This is a genomic window from Acetobacterium sp. (assembly GCF_041752335.1).
GTDB lineage: Bacteria > Bacillota > Clostridia > Eubacteriales > Eubacteriaceae > Acetobacterium.
The window spans coordinates 1-16,954 of sequence record NZ_JBGSHG010000001.1; the positions used below are offsets into that span (position 1 = coordinate 1).

The 16,954-nt window shown below is 43.6% G+C and carries 18 protein-coding genes; 17 read left to right on the top strand and 1 reads right to left on the bottom strand.

Features of this window, described 5'->3' with window-relative positions:
- Window positions 1-49: 49 nt before the first annotated feature.
- The 17 genes from ACEW8F_RS00005 (at window position 50) to ACEW8F_RS00085 (ending at window position 15,889) form a co-directional block, all read left to right on the top strand.
- Complete coding sequence (locus ACEW8F_RS00005) at window positions 50-499, top strand: Fur family transcriptional regulator (RefSeq protein ID WP_373481442.1); 450 nt, start codon at window positions 50-52, stop codon at window positions 497-499.
- Between the two features lie 43 nt (window positions 500-542).
- The gene (locus tag ACEW8F_RS00010; protein WP_373481443.1) at window positions 543-2,240 is read left to right on the top strand and encodes a ribonuclease J; all 1,698 of its coding nucleotides are present in this window, start codon (window positions 543-545) and stop codon (window positions 2,238-2,240) included.
- A gap of 73 nt (window positions 2,241-2,313) precedes the next feature.
- On the top strand, window positions 2,314-2,682 hold the full coding sequence (locus tag ACEW8F_RS00015; protein WP_373481419.1) for a YlbF family regulator: 369 nt from the start codon (window positions 2,314-2,316) through the stop codon (window positions 2,680-2,682).
- A gap of 103 nt (window positions 2,683-2,785) precedes the next feature.
- The gene (gene mltG, locus ACEW8F_RS00020; RefSeq protein WP_373481420.1) at window positions 2,786-3,868 is read left to right on the top strand and encodes an endolytic transglycosylase MltG; all 1,083 of its coding nucleotides are present in this window, start codon (window positions 2,786-2,788) and stop codon (window positions 3,866-3,868) included.
- Between the two features lie 73 nt (window positions 3,869-3,941).
- The gene (locus ACEW8F_RS00025) at window positions 3,942-4,592 is read left to right on the top strand and encodes an O-methyltransferase (protein ID WP_373481421.1); all 651 of its coding nucleotides are present in this window, start codon (window positions 3,942-3,944) and stop codon (window positions 4,590-4,592) included.
- Window positions 4,593-4,656: 64 nt separating this feature from the next.
- The gene (locus ACEW8F_RS00030) at window positions 4,657-5,880 is read left to right on the top strand and encodes a U32 family peptidase (RefSeq protein ID WP_373481422.1); all 1,224 of its coding nucleotides are present in this window, start codon (window positions 4,657-4,659) and stop codon (window positions 5,878-5,880) included.
- A 65-nt stretch (window positions 5,881-5,945) separates the two neighbouring features.
- Complete coding sequence (locus ACEW8F_RS00035; protein WP_373481423.1) at window positions 5,946-6,347, top strand: hypothetical protein; 402 nt, start codon at window positions 5,946-5,948, stop codon at window positions 6,345-6,347.
- 178 nt (window positions 6,348-6,525) lie between these two features.
- Complete coding sequence (locus tag ACEW8F_RS00040; RefSeq protein ID WP_373481424.1) at window positions 6,526-6,849, top strand: response regulator; 324 nt, start codon at window positions 6,526-6,528, stop codon at window positions 6,847-6,849.
- A gap of 86 nt (window positions 6,850-6,935) precedes the next feature.
- On the top strand, window positions 6,936-7,271 hold the full coding sequence (locus ACEW8F_RS00045; RefSeq protein ID WP_373481444.1) for a metalloprotease family protein: 336 nt from the start codon (window positions 6,936-6,938) through the stop codon (window positions 7,269-7,271).
- Window positions 7,272-7,288: 17 nt separating this feature from the next.
- Window positions 7,289-7,828, top strand: a complete 540-nt coding sequence (locus ACEW8F_RS00050; protein WP_373481425.1) for a hypothetical protein — start codon at window positions 7,289-7,291, stop codon at window positions 7,826-7,828.
- 98 nt (window positions 7,829-7,926) lie between these two features.
- Complete coding sequence (locus ACEW8F_RS00055; protein ID WP_373481426.1) at window positions 7,927-8,361, top strand: hypothetical protein; 435 nt, start codon at window positions 7,927-7,929, stop codon at window positions 8,359-8,361.
- A gap of 132 nt (window positions 8,362-8,493) precedes the next feature.
- A complete protein-coding gene (locus ACEW8F_RS00060) occupies window positions 8,494-9,711 on the top strand; it encodes an exonuclease SbcCD subunit D (protein ID WP_373481427.1) in 1,218 nt (405 codons plus the stop codon).
- Complete coding sequence (locus ACEW8F_RS00065) at window positions 9,711-13,223, top strand: AAA family ATPase (RefSeq protein ID WP_373481428.1); 3,513 nt, start codon at window positions 9,711-9,713, stop codon at window positions 13,221-13,223. Before ACEW8F_RS00060 ends, ACEW8F_RS00065 begins: the two co-directional genes overlap by 1 nt.
- A 19-nt stretch (window positions 13,224-13,242) precedes the next feature.
- Window positions 13,243-13,923 (top strand): M48 family metallopeptidase, encoded by a 681-nt coding sequence (locus ACEW8F_RS00070; RefSeq protein WP_373481429.1) that lies wholly within the window; start codon window positions 13,243-13,245, stop codon window positions 13,921-13,923.
- A gap of 112 nt (window positions 13,924-14,035) precedes the next feature.
- The gene (locus ACEW8F_RS00075) at window positions 14,036-14,410 is read left to right on the top strand and encodes a GntR family transcriptional regulator (RefSeq protein WP_373481430.1); all 375 of its coding nucleotides are present in this window, start codon (window positions 14,036-14,038) and stop codon (window positions 14,408-14,410) included.
- Window position 14,411: 1 nt separating this feature from the next.
- Complete coding sequence (locus ACEW8F_RS00080; RefSeq protein ID WP_373481431.1) at window positions 14,412-15,269, top strand: ABC transporter ATP-binding protein; 858 nt, start codon at window positions 14,412-14,414, stop codon at window positions 15,267-15,269.
- Window positions 15,269-15,889, top strand: coding sequence for an ABC-2 transporter permease (locus ACEW8F_RS00085; protein ID WP_373481432.1), 621 nt, complete (start codon window positions 15,269-15,271; stop codon window positions 15,887-15,889). Before ACEW8F_RS00080 ends, ACEW8F_RS00085 begins: the two co-directional genes overlap by 1 nt.
- 107 nt (window positions 15,890-15,996) lie before the next feature.
- On the opposite strand, the gene ACEW8F_RS00090 is transcribed toward ACEW8F_RS00085, so the two are convergent.
- Window positions 15,997-16,860 (bottom strand): 4Fe-4S binding protein, encoded by an 864-nt coding sequence (locus tag ACEW8F_RS00090; RefSeq protein WP_373481433.1) that lies wholly within the window; start codon window positions 16,858-16,860, stop codon window positions 15,997-15,999.
- Window positions 16,861-16,954: the final 94 nt, after the last annotated feature.

Consider the following 16,954-nt stretch of genomic DNA (forward strand, 5'->3'; position numbering starts at 1 on the left):
TGCCTGTAACTGTTTTATCAGAAGAGACTGTAAAAGAGGTGTGACAACCATGAATAACGAAAAACAAATTGTGGATGCACTCAGAAAAAGAGGGAACAAAGTAACCCCTCAACGTCTGGTTACCATTGAGGTTCTGATGACCTTCAGGGAGCAGCACTTTAGTGTTGAAGAATTATTCCAGGGTGTTAAACAGCGCAATCCTGATGTGGGAATGTCGACCATTTATCGAACGGTACAAATATTAGAAGAAATGGGACTCATTACCAAACGTAATTTTGATGATGGCTTTGCTCGGTACGAACTCTGTGAGTTGGATGAAAAACACTGGCATCATCACTTGATCTGCTTAAAATGCGGAAAGGTTATCGAAATGCAAGACGATTTCCTGGAAGCTTTGGAAAAAGAAATAGAAGAAAAGAAGGATTTTATGATTATCAATCACGAACTTAAAGTGTACGGATACTGTTCGGATTGTTATGCAATAACGAAAGGAGAATAATTTGACTGAAAACAATAACTTAATAACGACGGAAACCCAACGAATGGAGGTCCGTTCACGATCGCGACGAAAACCGCAACCTCAGAAAAATAAAGACAAACTGAGATTGGTTCCATTGGGAGGCTTAGGTGAAATCGGTAAAAACCTGAACGTCTTCGAATACAAGGACGATATTATCCTGGTGGATTGTGGCCTGAAGTTTCCCGATGATGACATGTTCGGGATCGATATCGTACTGCCGGATTATAATTATATTCTGGAGAATCAGGATAAGGTTAAGGGGGTTGTCATTACTCATGGGCACGAAGATCATATTGGCGGGCTTGTTTATCTGCTGAGAAAGATCAACATCCCCATTTATGCCACCAAATTCACCATGGGTCTGATTGATAAAAAGCTCAAAGAGCATGGTTTGTTAACCAAAACCACTCGAATTATCGTTAAGCCCAAAGATCGGATTGATATCGGCGAATTTAACGTTGAGTTTATTCGCGTCAATCACAGTATTGCTGATGCAGTGGGACTGTGTATCAAATGTGCGGCAGCTACCGTTGTCCACACCGGCGATTTTAAAATAGACTACCATCCAATCGGCGGCGAAGTAATCGACTTGCAACGATTTGCCAAAATTGGATCACAGGGTGTTGATCTGCTGATGTCAGATAGTACCAATGTTGAAGGGGCCGGATTCACACAATCTGAGAGTACGGTTGGGCCAACACTTTTCAATTTGTTCAGAAATGCCAAAGGACGAATTATCGTTACAACATTTGCCTCTAATGTTCATCGACTCCAGCAGGTGATTGATGCAGCGGTAGAATATAATCGAAAGGTTATCATTTGTGGACGAAGTATGGAAAATGTCAGCGAAGTGGCAATGGATTTGGGTTATATGAAAATGCCCCCAAATGTACAGGTTCAGTTACGTGACATTAATAAGTATAAAGACAAAGAATTAGTGATTATTACCACCGGAAGCCAGGGAGAACCGATGGCCGCCCTGGGACGAATGGCATTAGGAGAGCACCGTCATCTGACCATCAAAAAAGAAGACCTCGTTGTCATTTCGGCATCCGCTGTACCGGGAAATGAAAAGATGGTTTCAGAGGTTATCAATAAATTAGTGGAATTGGGATCTGATGTTGTTTATGGGGGATTCGCTGAAATTCATGTTTCCGGTCATGCCCGACAAGAAGAACTGAAACTGATGATTACCCTGGTCAGACCAAAACATTTTCTTCCGGTTCATGGGGAAAGTCGGATGTTGATGAAACATGTGGAACTGGCGCAAACCGTTGGCATGAAAAAGGAAAAGACCTTTATTGCCGAAAATGGAAATATCCTCGAAATCGATAAACGCAGTGTCCAAATTGTTGGGAAAATCCAGGCCGAACCGGTTCTGGTTGATGGACTGGGAGTCGGTGATATTGGTAATATCGTTCTGAACGATCGGAAACGATTGTCAGAAGACGGTCTTTTCATTGTAGTTTGTACCATGCATAAGGGTAAAGCGATTTCAGGACCAGATATTATCTCCCGGGGATTTGTTTATGTGAGGGAATCAGAAGAACTCATTAACAACGCTCGGGAAGAGGTAAAGAAAGCCTTGATATCTTGTGAAGAAAAGGGTATTATAGACTGGAATTCCATCAAAAATGTAATCCGTGAAAGCCTGTTTAAGTATCTCTATGCAAAAACACAGCGGAAACCAATGATACTGCCCATATTGATGGAAGTATAAATTAAATCAGGCGATTGTTTAAGACAAATATCGTTAACAGTTGCCGATCAAATTCTAAAATTAGGAGTAAGGCATGAACGTATATGATGAAGCCAATAATCTGGCACGAGCACTCAAAGAATCAACCGAATACAAGAATTTTTTAGCAGCAAAAGAAAAACTGGAACAAGATCAGGAAAAGTATGAAATGGCCAAGGACTACATGCGTAAGCAGATGGAAATTCAATCGTTTCAAATGCTCGGAAATGAGTTGACTGAAGAGCAGATTACTGCTTATAATGCCATTGCGAACACCATTATGGGCATTCCTGAAATAGCTGAGTTTTTTCAGGCGCAAATGTATTTTTCGGTCGTTTTCCAGGATATCACCGACATTATGGCAAAAGCAGTCGATTTGGATATGGGTCTGTTTGATTCAGAAGAAGAAGGCTGTGGCGCGTAAACAATCATTTAAATAAAAACAGTACAAAAAGAATATAGGTGCCCACCTCAATCGCGGTCCTATATTCTTTTTATGATTTAAGAAATGAAAGGAAGGTGAAAGAATGAGTAACAGGAGAAATCAAACCAAATCGGCGACCCGAAAAAACCCAGGAAAATTGATTGCCATTATTCTTTTATTATTAGTCGTATTTGGAGCAACTGGGGTGTTCAGCTATAATTACTTTATCGGTCAAATGCTAGAACCAGTGGGAGACGGAGACCTTGTCTATGTTCAAATAGAAGAAGGTGCCGTCATCAGTGATGTGGCAGCGCTATTGGTAGAAAATAACCTGATCAGAGATGCTTTTGCATTTGAGATGTTGGCAAAAAAAGAAAAGACAGCCCACCAGATCCAATCAGGCTATTATACTTTCAGCCCGGCCGAATCCGCCCAGCAGATTCTGGATCGTCTGGTAACCGGTGATGTCGTAGATGCCACAGTAACCATTCCGGAAGGCCGTAATATCTCAGAATTTGCCGAAATATTAGAAGAAAAAAATGTCTGCGATGCCGAAGCATTTATCGAAGAAACGAAAAAAGTGTCTGAGTATCAGAAAAACTATCCGATTCTAAGCACGATCCCCCTGACCGAAAAAGACGGGATCAGCCGAACCCTGGAGGGCTACCTTTTTCCCGATACCTATAGCTTTTCACCTGAGGTTGAGCCATCAGAAGTGGTAACCGCGATGCTGGACCGTTTTGTGGAAGTCTATGAGCAGGACTATTTAAAACAAACCAAAGAAATGGGCAAGACAGTCGATGAGATCGTAATTATGGCTTCTATTGTGGAATTAGAAACCAAACTGGTTGAAGATAAGGCCAATGCGGCGAGTGTCTTTTACAACCGGATTGCGGAAAATATGCCCCTTCAATCAGACATTACCGTGGATTATGCCCGGGGCGAGAAAACGGCGGTATTAACCACTGAACAAACCCAATTTCCATCGCCCTATAATACCTATATTAACACTGGATTGCCTTTTGGACCGATTTGCTCCTTCGGGGAAACATCGTTAGAAGCCGCCTTATATCCGGCTGCAACCAACTATTTATATTTTGTTGCCGATATGAACTCGGGAAAAATCTATTTCAACGAAACCTATGAAGAACATCTGGAAGATGTTGAAAAATATATGGGCAACTGATTAAGACCAACTGAAATGTTAGTCAGGCCCCTGTTAAAGGGGCCACCAATAAAAAAAGAATGAAGGCCAGACTGTGAGTGAAATTGTACAAGATTACATTGAGGATTATATCAGAGGATTAATTCCGGCTGATCGTCCTCAAATTGAAGAATTCAGAAAAAGAGCGCTTGACGATGAAATTCCCATTATCCATAAAGAAGTTCAAAAATACATTGAATTATTGATTGCTGCCAATAAAATCCAGACTATTCTGGAGGTTGGCACTGCAGTGGGATTTTCGGCATCAATTTTTGCCGAAGCGATGGGCTCCCGGGGACAGGTGGATACCATTGAACGAAATTTAAGCATGGTGGTGCAGGCAGATGAAAATATTACCAGTCTGGGTCTGAACGATCAGATCAATCTGATCGTCGGGGATGCCCAGGAAAAACTGGCCGAACTTGATAAAAAATATGATATGATTTTTTTAGATGGTGCCAAAGGCCACTATATTCATTTGCTTGATGACTGCCTGCGGTGTTTAAAACCGGGCGGATTATTAATTTCCGATAATGTTCTGTTTAAAGGCATGATTGCCTCCAATGAATTGGTTATTCGACGAAAAATAACCATTGTTAAACGGATGCGGGTGTATCTGGAAACGATCTCCAGCCATCCCCAATTGATTACCAGTATTTTGCCATTAGGCGACGGGCTGGCGATCAGCTGGAAAAAGGATCAGTAATCTGGCAAGTGCGTATTAATAGTAGGAAAAGAATTAAAGCGAGCGTTAAAGAACGGAGAAAAATATGAAAAAACCAGAACTTTTGGCACCGGCGGGAAATTTTGAAAAATTACGATATGCGCTGCATTATGGCGCTGATGCAGTCTATTGCGCCGGCAAGAAATTTGGACTCAGAGCTAAAGCTGACAATTTTGATCTGGCAGATTTAGCCGAGGCGGTTAAGTATGTCCATGAACGCGATAAAAAAATATATGTCACATTGAACATGATTCCCCACAATGCGGACCTGGAAGGTCTGCCTGAATATGTCAACGAACTCAAAGACCTGGGAATTGACGGCGTAATTGTGGCCGATCCCGGGGTTTTTTCTGTAGTTCAGGAAGTGGCCCCTGACTTAAAAATATCCGTGAGTACCCAAGCCAATAATACCAATTGGCGCAGTGTGGCATTCTGGCACGCCCAGGGCGCCAAACGGATTGTATTGGCCCGAGAACTGGGACTTACAGAAATTCAGGAGATCCGGGAAAAAGTAGTTCCCGAAATGGAAATCGAAATCTTTGTTCACGGCGCCATGTGTATTTCCTACTCCGGACGCTGTTTGTTAAGCCATTACATGACCGGCCGAAATTCAAATCAGGGGGATTGCGCCCATCCCTGTCGGTGGAAGTATCACCTGATTGAAGAAACCCGGCCGGATGAAGCCTTCACCATCGAAGAGGATGCCACCGGTTCCTTTATTTTTAACTCCAAGGATCTTTGTCTGATCGATGAGATTCCTGCGCTGATGGCGGCTGGAGTGGACAGTTTTAAAATTGAAGGTCGCATGAAAAGCCTTTATTATGTGGCCACCGTGGTATCCGCCTATCGCAGTGCCATTGATTACACGTATGACCATCCCGGGCTGACACAGCTCGACGAGGGCTATTATGATGAGCTGACCAAGGTCAGCCACCGTAATTACACCCAAGGGTTTTATAGCGGCAAAACAACATCAAATGATCAAAATTACGGCACTGGCAGTTATACCCGGTATTATGATTTTGTCGGTCTGGTGCTGGAATACGACGAAAATACCGGGATGGCATTAATTGAGCAGCGCAACAAGGTCGTATTAGGTGATGAAATCGAGATTATGATTCCGGGAAAAGGGTTCGTCACGCAAGTGATTAAGGTTATGACTGACTTATCCGGACAGGCAATCGAGTCGGCACCCCATCCTAAAATGCTTTATTATTTACAAATGCAGGCCCCAGTTAAACCCATGGATATCATTAGAAAACGGGATTAACTTTTGTAAGAGGGTTATTCTAAACACCGAGCCACAAACAAAATAACACCCAAATTGGAGGAATCATGAGAATATATATTGCGGCTTCATGGAAACATCAGCATGCCGTTGAAATGCTGACCGATTTATTGGAAACCCGGGGTCATACCATCCTGTCCTGGATCCGCGAGGGACGGCCGGAAGAGGCCTTTCTTTCGCAAAAAGAGCTGACGCATTTTATTGAGTCTCCCGAAGGGGAACGGGTTTTTGACTTTTGTATCTCATCAGTTACCAGTGCCGATCTGATTATCTACGTTGGTCCATCGGGCTGTGACGCCTGGGCCGAAATCGGCGCGGCTTTCGGCTCCAAAATTCCAGTTTTTGGACTGCTGGCCAAGGCCGAACAGGTCGGGCTGATGCGTCACATGATTAAAAACTGGTATCGTTCTATTTCGGAATTGATGGTAGCCGTGGAAGCGATGAAGTAATAAACAAACAATTCAATAATGAAAGACTTTTTCAGTATCGATGAACAAAAAGTTGTTCGTTGGTACTTTTTTTTTATTGCTTACTACTTATAAAGTTCAATTCATTTTACTTTCGCGGCTGGACAGTTGTTTTATTTTCAGGTAAAATGAGTTTAGCGTCGGAAAGAGAGGTGTCTAAATGTTTAGAATCGGGATATGTGATGATCAAAGAGCCATCTGTTCTCAAATAGAAGGGATTATTTTAGAAAACCAAAATACTTTTGTCGAGCAAGTCGAAATTGATGTGTTTTACTCCGGCGAAAAACTGGCAGAGTTTATAAAAAATGAACATGATTTTGACCTGGTCTTTCTGGACATTGAGATGGAAGGGTTAAATGGTCTTGATCTGGGTCGGAAAATTCGTGAGGAGATGGATAATCAAACCATGCAGATTATCTATGTGTCGGGGAAAGAAAGCTATTATAAGGATCTTTTTGATGTGCGATGTTTATCATTGGACTGAATCTAAAGATCCGGTTGGGAGCGGATTATCATTTGAGTATGACAAACAGTTGGCGAGACGTTTTTTTGTTCGTAGTTTAGATCCCAATTCATGAAATGCTGCATGTAATACTTTATCCGGATCGGATTTTATTTACAGAATTTATAGGTGGTTATCAAGGGTCGATTTATCGATCATTTTTTGGAGATATAAAAAAGGAAAGGCTGTTATTACTGCTGATATTTCCGGTCATTATTTTAACGGTTATACCCGTTCTATTTTTAATGATCTCAAATATAAATTATCCACTTTTGTCAAAAATTGCCCTGATGAACATGGTACTATCGAGTCTGGATGTCCTATCATTTTATGGGATTTTAAGAAAAATTCCAGCAAATGCGAAAATTCGGAATAAAGAGTCGTGTACATACTGGAGATTTTAATAACGGAGGCGCTTAAAATGAAAAAACAATATTATCTGGATTTAGGACTATTAATCATAATACTGGGATTATCCGTTTACTTACTATTTCAAGTTGATAATCCGGTTTACTCCATAATTTTGATTGGCTTTGCCGTCATATTCTCCTATATCAATCTGAGATTTAGAATTATCTTTAAATATCCCTATGAAGGTAAGCTAAGTATTGGCAATTATTTCGGATGTTTTGAAATTGTGTTGGGAAAGTTGTTGTACATCATTGGCTTATTAAATCTTACAATTGCGAATTCAGATAAGCAACATAATTTAATCATCTACGGTTTTATTCCCATCATCTGGTATCTATCGATGTTCCACAATACGGCTTATATCAATAACCATTATTTAATCTACAATTTTTCAAGGGCTATTGATATCCAGGATATTGATCGGTACGAGATGAAGAAAAAAACGTTGGATACACATGTTTTAATGGTTTATATGAAGAATGAAGAAGTGCTTAAACTGAGCCTTAATGATTCTAATTATCATAAACTTCAAGTGCTAACTGAATTATAAGAACTTCACATGATGAGCTTATAAAATGGGAGAAAAGTTTTCCCCGCCCCGGTTGCGGCGGTAGCAGCTGGCATTGTTTAGGCAAGGAGGATTTAGAGTTGAAGAAAAAGATGATAAAAGTTGCTTTAATGATCGGCTACCTGTGTTTTTTTGTATTGATGGATTTTTGGGTCATATCCATCCAGAACAGCTTTAATACGATGGAACCGATGAGCGATGGTTTTTATTTTAGTCGCTATTGGCTGGTGACGATTATTCCATTTGCCAAGTGGTTTGTTCTCGGATTTCTGTTGCATTTTATGAGTGATATTAAAAAATTGAAATTCAACATTGACATCGTCTACCTTGGGATTGCACTTGCAAGTCTGGTGATCTGTTTGCTGATTCGCTTAACACTTATTCCAGTACCAATGATGATCTATGGTAACGGATATTTAATGATTCAACTTTATTCTTTCGTTCCGATTTTCCCGGGCTTTTTTATGTTTGAAGCTTTCTTTTCAGAGGTGACAGCTCCAAATACAGAGAAATAAAGCTTTAGTAAAAACCTGATCAAAGAAAAGCACTCCGGCTTCGGTATTTGCCGGAGCTTTTTTTGTTTGGTCTATACAAAAAAAAGCGGCTGTGGGATAATAAACAAAACGGATACGAGTGAGGACACCCAAATGAGAATATTACATACCGCCGATTGGCATTTAGGCAAAAATATTGAAGGTCATAGCCGGATGGATGAGCAGGCCTGCTTTCTGGCGGACTTTGTTAAAATAGTCAAAGACGAAAAAATAGATCTGCTGATCATTGCCGGCGATGTTTATGACAGCTATAATCCACCGGCCCGGGCCGAAGAGTTGTTTTATGAGACCCTAAAGCAATTATCCGATGGCGGGAAACGGCTGATTCTGGTGATCGCCGGCAATCACGACAATCCCCAGCGCCTTGAAGCACCAGGACCGCTGGCTCGGGATCATGGCATTCTGATGGCCGGGGTGCCCAAAACGATTATCCCAACCGGGGCGTATGGTAAGCATCAGGTGGTGGCATCGGGAGAAGGTTATGTCGAGCTGGAAATTAACGGAGAACGAGCCGTGGTTCTGCTGCTACCTTATCCCAGTGAAAAACGGCTCAATGAAGTTTTATATGATCTCACCACGGCCGAAGACGAAAATCAAAAGTCGTACAGTGACCGGATCCGGACCTATTTTTCGCAACTGGAGTCTCATTTCAGAGACGATACCATCAATCTGGTTACGACCCACATTTTTGCCATGGGCAGCGAGGAAGCCGGCTCAGAGCGAACGATTCAGCTGGGTGGCACCTATATTGTCGATGGCCAGTGCTTTCCTGAAAAAGCCCATTACATTGCGCTGGGACATATTCATAAACCGCAGGTGATTCCCGGCACCAATGGCCGGGGACGCTATGCTGGTTCGCCAATTCATTTTAACCGCCAGGAAATCGCCTACGGGAAAAAATGCATGATGGCGGAAATTATCGTTGCCGATGGCGTGGCCGTTAAAAATGAGATCCGCGAAATCGATCTAAAAGTATACAAACCGATCGAGGTCTGGAAATGCGAGAACGTCGATGCCGCCATCGCCCGATGCGCAGCCAATGAGAAGCGATCCTGCTGGGTTTATCTGGAAATTGAGACCGATCATTATATCCGGGAAGACGAGATTAAAAAAATGAAGGCCCATAAGGATGATATTCTGGAGGTGATTCCCCGGCTGACTACTCTGGAAACTGAGGCCAGCTTGGAAGCCTTAACGGAGAAATCCTTTGGTGATGTCTTTAAAGAATTTTACCGCCGGGAACGGGGCACCGAAGCCGATGATGAGGTGCTGGAACTGCTGCTTTCGCTGGTTGTTGAGGAGGACAAATAATGAGACCGATTCGATTAAAAATTAAAGGCATTAACAGTTTTCAGGACGAACAGCTCATTGATTTTGAGACCCTGACCCAGGCCGGTATTTTTGGCATTTTTGGCCCCACCGGCAGTGGTAAATCGACCATTCTCGATGGCATTACCCTGGCGCTTTACGGCAAACTGTCCCGCAACAGTTCCAATTATATCAATGTCAACGAAGAGAAGGCCAGTGTCATATATGAATTTATCATCGCCGGTGTGGAGGAAAAAACCTATCAGGTCAGCCGTGAGTTCAAGCGCAATAAAAATGAGGGTATCAATCAGGGCAAATGTCAGCTGCTGGAATTACGGCCGGAAGGGCCGCTGGTGCTAGCGGATAAAACCACCGAGGTGACCAATGCCTGTGAGGAAATCATTGGCCTGGGTCTCACCGATTTTACCCGGACGGTAGTGTTGCCCCAGGGCAAATTCAGCGATTTCCTGAAGCTGGAAGGAAAGCCCCGCCGGGATATGCTGGAGCGGCTTTTCAATTTGTCCAAATATGGGGATGATCTCTCCAATCGGCTAAAATCGGAGCGGATCAGTGAGGTTGAAAAACTCAACCAGATCGTTGGCAGCATGAACACCTATGAAGGAGTCAGCTCGGAAGCACTGGCTGAAAAGCAGGACAGCTATACGCAGAACCATCAGCAGCTTAACGAAAACCGGGAGCGATTTGAAAAGTTAAACACCGAACTGTCAGAAGCCAAGGTGTTAATGGGTTTGCTCACGGAGCAGCAGAATGCCAAAAAAGAGGCTCAAAACCTTGAAACCAGGCAAACCGAAATCACCGCCAAAGAACAGCAGGTGGTGCTGGGGAAAAAGGCACTGGAAGTGCGGCCCTTTCTGGAAGCCTTTGAAACCCTGAAAAATCAGGTCGAAGCAAGTCAGATTAGTCTGATTGGCAGTGAAGAAAAGTTGACACAACTGCTGGTCGAAAAAGAAACTTGCGAGAAAAACTTTAAGCAAACCGATGACTATAAAAACGAAAACCTTTTTAAATTTCAAAGCAAGCTGGAAAAGGTGGCGGATGCCATCCTCTGGAAAGAAGCACAGTTAGCTTTGGAAACGGAAATCCGAGAGCTGAATAAAAAAATGGAGGAACAAAACCATCACAAAATTAGTCTGGAAAATGAAAAAACACTGCTGAATCAGGCGTTGGAAAAAGAAAAAAGGCTGCTTGATGAGCAGCGCCGGGAGGAAAAGCAGTGTCGGGTCGAACCAGAGTATCGGGAAAAAATCAGCAGGGGGATGACGATCACCGAGGAACTCACCCGGCTGAATAATGAAATTGAAAGCGATGAGATGCGGCTGGCGAAAAACCTGACTGAAATAAACAAGTTCTGCGAAAGCGAGCAAAAGTTGGCCGAGCAGCAGCAGGAAAAAGAAAATGAGCAAGCAAGTGTCGAGCAGGAGCTTAACGCTCATGAAAAGGCCAGGCCGGCGACCTGGGACAGCATCGGGAAGGAAAAAGAGGAAATCACGGACATCAAAAATCTTTTTCTCAAACAAAGGGCCAGTAAAGCGAGTCTCGTAGCCCTGGAAAGTCAGCTTGATACCCTGATTCAGACCATTGAGACTAAAAAGGCGGCTGAAAAGCTTTTAAAAGAAAAAAAAGTAGCAGTAGAGATCGAACTGATTCATCTGGAAAATAAAAACATCGGGCTTAAACTCAGAGAACAGCTCAAAACCGGAGAACCCTGTCCGGTTTGCGGATCAACGGAACATCCTCTGACTGACTATTCGGATGAATCAGATGATGCCATTCGGGAGGAAGTCATCAGAAAGGCCCACCAGCAACAATCCCAGGAATTGATCGAACTTGCAGCAGAAATTGCCCAACTAACCGGGAGCTTTACGATTCTGGTTGAAAATCAGAAGAATCTGAAAAGCGAAATCGCCATCCTTGGCCAACCCATTCCTGAGGGCCAGTCGGAGTTGCTGGAAGCCGCTAATACCGGGCTGAGTCAGGCTATGGAAGCCTGGGAAGTGCGGCTGAAAAAACTGGAAACTCAGAATCATGAAGCAAAAAACCAGTTGTTTAAGTTGGAAGGGGATCTCAAAGAAAAAACAGCTGGCAAGCAAGCACTGCTGTTACAGACCCGGGAGCTGGAAGAACTTAAAAAGAATAAGGAAACAGCATCCCGTGAGCTGATCGCAGAAGGAGCTGAATTAAGAATTAAACTCAAAGTCCCAAAAGCCTTTGATTTTCACGCCGCCAATGAAACCATTAAAAAGATGGATCAGCGTCGGGGCCAATTAATGGACAGTCTCGAAATACTGGAAAAAGAGTTTGCTGACCATCAACAGCAGCTGAAGAAACTGGATGAAACGATTCATGGCATTAACCGGCAGCTTCAGGAATATTTATTGCTGATTGGCGAAAAAGCCAGACAGTTTAAAGAAAAAAGAAGCGCCATTGAGGAAAAGCTGGGCAAAGATTATGAGTTGAAAGAGCTGGGTGAATTAAAAGATAAATTCATCGGCAATATCAAATGGATCGAAAATGCCTGGAACACAGCCAGGAAAAAGCTGGAAACCGCTCAAGAAGAGTATGCAAAAAATCAGGAAACAGTGACCATTAAAAAAGCGAATCTACAAACCCTGCAACGCCAATTTGAAACCACCGAGATAGCTCAGAGAAAGCAGCTGGATGCTCTGGGTTTTAAAGATCTGACCACCGCTATAAACGCCTGTATCGATGACCAAACCATCAAAAATCTGGAAACGGAGATTAATAGTTATTATCAGAACCGCACCAAACTAAATGGCAAGCTGGAAGACCTGAACAAAAAAATAAACAACAGGGAAATGACCGCAGCGGTTTATAATGAGATTTGCACATCTCATCAGTTGCTGGAAGAAAGCCTTGAACAGCAGAAGACCCTGGAAATCCTTTTAAAAACCAGCATCGATGAGCTGGAAAAGCGTCTGGCTGAGTTGGCCAACTATCTGGAGCAAAAGGAACAGGTGGATCACCGGCTGGCCCTGATCGCCGATCTGGAAAAACTGTTTTCCGGCAAGCGCTTTGTCGAATTTGTGGCCGTTTCCCGGCTCAAGTATATCTCCATTGAGGCATCCAAACGGCTCACCGACATCAGCAATGGTAATTATGGACTAGAAGCTGATGATGAGGGGAAATTCATTATCCGGGATTACAAAAACGGCGGTGCCGCCCGGGATGCTTCAACTCTGTCTGGTGGGGAAACCTTCCTGGCCTCCTTATCACTGGCCCTGGCGCTGTCCGCTGAAATACAGTTAAAAGGACGGGCACCCCTAGAATTTTTCTTTCTCGATGAGGGCTTTGGTTCGCTCCATGAAGATGCCCTGGAGGTAGTGATGAACTCCATCGAAATGCTGCATAACGACCGCCTGAAGGTGGGGATCATCAGCCATGTGGAGTCGATCAAGAATCGGATGCCGGTTAAACTGCTGATTACGCCCGGCGAATCCGGAGTCGGCGGCAGCAAGGTACGAATTGAACGATAGCAGAAACGAAAGGCCAAAAATGACGACAAATTATAGCATAAAATATTCCAAACGAAATACGATGGGTCTCTATATTACCAAAAATGCGCAGATTGAGGCTCGGGTTCCCAACGGAACTCCCCAAAAAATCGTTGAGGATTTTGTGAACCAGCACCAGCACTGGATTAACACCCACCATGGGGTGGTGGTCCAACAGGTTGAGGAGCGGGAAAATTTCGAACTGAGATTTGGGGCCAAGCTGCTTTTCCTGGGTCGTGAATTCCCCCTGTTGCCGGTAGAAAAACCGACCTTCGGCTATGATGGTCAGTGTTTCTATGCTTATGCCCAGATGTCTGCCGAGGAATTAAAAACCAGTCTGGTGGGCATCTACCGAACGCTGGCAAAAAAGGTACTCAGTAACATGGTGGAAGATCTGGCAAAACATATGGGCTTGAAACCGAAGGCTGTCAAAATAAACGGCGCCCGATCCCGGTGGGGTTCCTGCTCCAGTGCCGGCAATCTCAATTTTTCCTGGTATCTGGTGATGGCCGAAGAAACCACCATTCGCTATGTGGTCGTTCACGAGCTGGCCCATCTCATTGAAATGAACCACTCACCCAACTTCTGGCGAATCGTTGAACAGGTTTTGCCCAATTACAAAGCAGAACGGGAAAAGCTGAAAAAACTCCAGAAAAAATTAAGCGTCCAGTGCTGGGAATAAGCGAGACCATCTCGCTTATTTTTTTTGATTAAAAACTTGACAGCTGGAAAAAAAGAGTTTATAGTGTATATATAGTATATATACACTAAGACGAAAGAAATGAGGTGGTTTGTTGAATATCGTCATCAGCAATTCAAGTGACAAACCGATTTATGAGCAAATTGCCCAGCAGATCAAGAAGATGATTATCAGCGGCGAGCTGAGTCCCGGGGACGCCCTGCCAAGCATGCGTTTTCTGGCCAAGGAGCTGCGAATCAGTGTGATTACCACCAAACGGGCCTATTCTGATTTGGAACGGGATGGCTTTATTGAAACGGTTACCGGTAAAGGTAGTTATGTGGCCAACCAGAACTTATCGTTTATCCGGGAAGAGCAATTGCGGCTGGCCGAGGAGCTTTTGCAGAAAGCGGTAGATATTGCCAGAAGCAGTGATATTTCCTGGGCAGAACTCAGTGAGCTGTTGGAACTATTGTATAAGGGGGAATAACATGATTAATGCTATCGAAATTAAAAATTTAAACAAAAAGTATCAAGATTTTCAACTGAAAGACGTTAGTTTTAAGGTACCTAAAGGCAGTATCGTCGGTTTTATCGGTGAGAATGGGGCCGGCAAAACGACAACCATTAAAGCGATGCTGAATCTGGTCAACCGGGATGGGGGAACCATTGAGATGCTGGGAATGGATACCTTAATAGATGAGAAAAAAATCAAAGAATCAGTCGGCGTTGTGATGGACGGCTGCAACTTTCATGATAATCTAAAAACTGGTGATATTTCAAAAATGCTGGCCAGTATTTACAAAAATTGGAATACGCAATTATTTCAGAACTATCTGAAAAAATTCAAGCTCCCGGAAAATAAGATCATCAAAGAATTTTCCCGGGGAATGAAAATGAAGCTGCAGATTGCGGTGGCGCTATCCCATGAACCAAAGTTGTTGATTTTAGATGAAGCCACCAGCGGACTGGACCCGATTGTCCGGGAGGAAATCCTCGATGTCTTTATGGAGTTTATCCAGGATGAGGAACATTCCATTTTGATATCTTCGCATATTACCAGCGATCTCGATAAAATAGCTGACTACATTGTGTTTATTCACCAGGGCGAGATTCTGCTGGATCAGGAAAAAGAGACGCTACTTTCTAAAATTGGGGTTTTAAAATGTGGTGAAGAAGATTTTCGTAAGCTTGAGGGCGATGAATACATCCGTTATCGCAAGAACCAGTTCAGTTTTGACGTGCTGGTGAAAGATAAAACGGCCATCCGAAAAAAATATCCGGAGGCTGTTGTGGATGGGGTAACGATTGAAGAAATGATGTTGTTTTATGTAAGGGGGGAAAAATAATGAAAGGACTGATCTTAAAAGATCTGCTTAACCTGAAAAGTACATTTAAAATGCTGGGGGTGATGATGCTTTTTTTCGCCGTTGTTTTCTTACCCCAGGGAAATGGCTTTATCTTTGGTATGATTATCCTGATGTTTGCGATGATGGTGGTAACGACGATCAGCTATGATGATCTGGCCAAGTGGGACGCTTATGCTTTGACCATGCCGGTAACCCGTAAAGAAATGGTGCTCAGTAAATATCTGGTGATGGCCATCCTGAACACGCTGGGGGCGGTCTTGTCGCTGACTGTCGGAATAGTCGGCAGTATAATTATGGGACAAAGCTTTGACCTGGAAATTCTGGCTATAATCGGGGTAATCTATTTGGTTGCTTTAATATTTGGTTCCGTGATTATTCCCCTGATTTATAAATTTGGCACCGAAAAAGCCCGACTGATGCTGTTCCTTTGCGCGCTGCTGCCCACGGCCCTGATTCTGTTGGTGGAACAGTTCAATGTCCCCCTGCCAACCACCGGAAATCCCTGGATTTATTTGTTCTTGTTAATCGCTTTTTCTATTGTCGGGGTTGTTCTCTCTTATCTGATCTCGCTTAAAATTTATACCAAAAAAGAGTTTTAGAAAGCGTCATCCGGGAAAACATCACTAAACGGTTTTAATACAATAAGGGGGCTGAGAAATCAGCCCCCTTATTGTACGCCTGGTATCATTTTGTAAAAATTTGGTAACTAGCCTTCCAGCCGTTCCTGTAAAGAATCTTCGAAGGCACTGATTCCGATGCGGTCGAGTACGGCACAGATTCGTTCGCCGTCTTTACCCAACTCCAGGTATGTGTCCAGAATTTTTTCAATCAGATTGGGAATTTCTTCGACTGCATACAAGTCCGTTAATTGATCACCGAAACGATAACCCCGACCCATCCGGCCGCCTAGATAGATGGCAATACCCCGGACCTCTTCAGTGATCGCCCCGGTGGTGCAAACCTGGGCACACTTGCCACAATTGACACATTTCCGCTCGTCCCAGAGGAGCTTGTGATTGAGCATCGTCAATGACTGAGTCCGACAGACCTTGGTGCATTTGCCGCAGTTTACGCAGGCATCCCAGTCAAATTGAATATAAGCCTGTCCCACCAGGCCGATATCATTGGTATTGGCCTTAGCGCAATTGTTGGGACAGCCGACAAAGGTGATCTTTGTTTTGGCATGAAGATCCCGGCCGAAAAATTGGTCATGACAGATGCCACACAGCTTTTGGGTGTCATAAAGACCATGTTGGCAAACGGTGCCTTTACAAGACACCAGGGGTCGAACTTTTTTACCGGTGCCACCGAAAACCAGTCCCCCGGCGGTGAGTGCGGATTTAACCAATTCGATGTCGGATAGGGCGATCCAGGGAATTTCAATGGCTAATCGAGTGGTTTCGCCCAGATAACCCCGGCCGTACTTTTCGGAAATTTCCGCCAGGGTCTGGAATTCTGCTGAGGTGAAATTTCCGGCTCGGCTTAAAACCCGAATGGAAAAATAACCTTCCTGTTGCTGGGCTAAGATCCCCTGGGCTTTCAATGCTGCAATTTCATTTTGTGTGATCACGCGGTTACCTGCTTTCGTTTAAAGGTATGAGGCAATTCCAAAAAAATAAGTGGTCACGGATGTGATCTTCACCTTATCATCGATGACTAGTTAT

Coding starts and splice junctions, on each gene's coding strand:
- ACEW8F_RS00005 (WP_373481442.1), top strand. CDS start 50: ATGAATAACGAAAAACAAATTGTGGATGCACTCAGAAAAAGAGGGAAC.
- ACEW8F_RS00010 (WP_373481443.1), top strand. CDS start 543: ATGGAGGTCCGTTCACGATCGCGACGAAAACCGCAACCTCAGAAAAAT.
- ACEW8F_RS00015 (WP_373481419.1), top strand. CDS start 2,314: ATGAACGTATATGATGAAGCCAATAATCTGGCACGAGCACTCAAAGAA.
- mltG (WP_373481420.1), top strand. CDS start 2,786: ATGAGTAACAGGAGAAATCAAACCAAATCGGCGACCCGAAAAAACCCA.
- ACEW8F_RS00030 (WP_373481422.1), top strand. CDS start 4,657: ATGAAAAAACCAGAACTTTTGGCACCGGCGGGAAATTTTGAAAAATTA.
- ACEW8F_RS00035 (WP_373481423.1), top strand. CDS start 5,946: ATGAGAATATATATTGCGGCTTCATGGAAACATCAGCATGCCGTTGAA.
- ACEW8F_RS00040 (WP_373481424.1), top strand. CDS start 6,526: ATGTTTAGAATCGGGATATGTGATGATCAAAGAGCCATCTGTTCTCAA.
- ACEW8F_RS00050 (WP_373481425.1), top strand. CDS start 7,289: ATGAAAAAACAATATTATCTGGATTTAGGACTATTAATCATAATACTG.
- ACEW8F_RS00060 (WP_373481427.1), top strand. CDS start 8,494: ATGAGAATATTACATACCGCCGATTGGCATTTAGGCAAAAATATTGAA.
- ACEW8F_RS00065 (WP_373481428.1), top strand. CDS start 9,711: ATGAGACCGATTCGATTAAAAATTAAAGGCATTAACAGTTTTCAGGAC.
- ACEW8F_RS00070 (WP_373481429.1), top strand. CDS start 13,243: ATGACGACAAATTATAGCATAAAATATTCCAAACGAAATACGATGGGT.
- ACEW8F_RS00080 (WP_373481431.1), top strand. CDS start 14,412: ATGATTAATGCTATCGAAATTAAAAATTTAAACAAAAAGTATCAAGAT.
- ACEW8F_RS00085 (WP_373481432.1), top strand. CDS start 15,269: ATGAAAGGACTGATCTTAAAAGATCTGCTTAACCTGAAAAGTACATTT.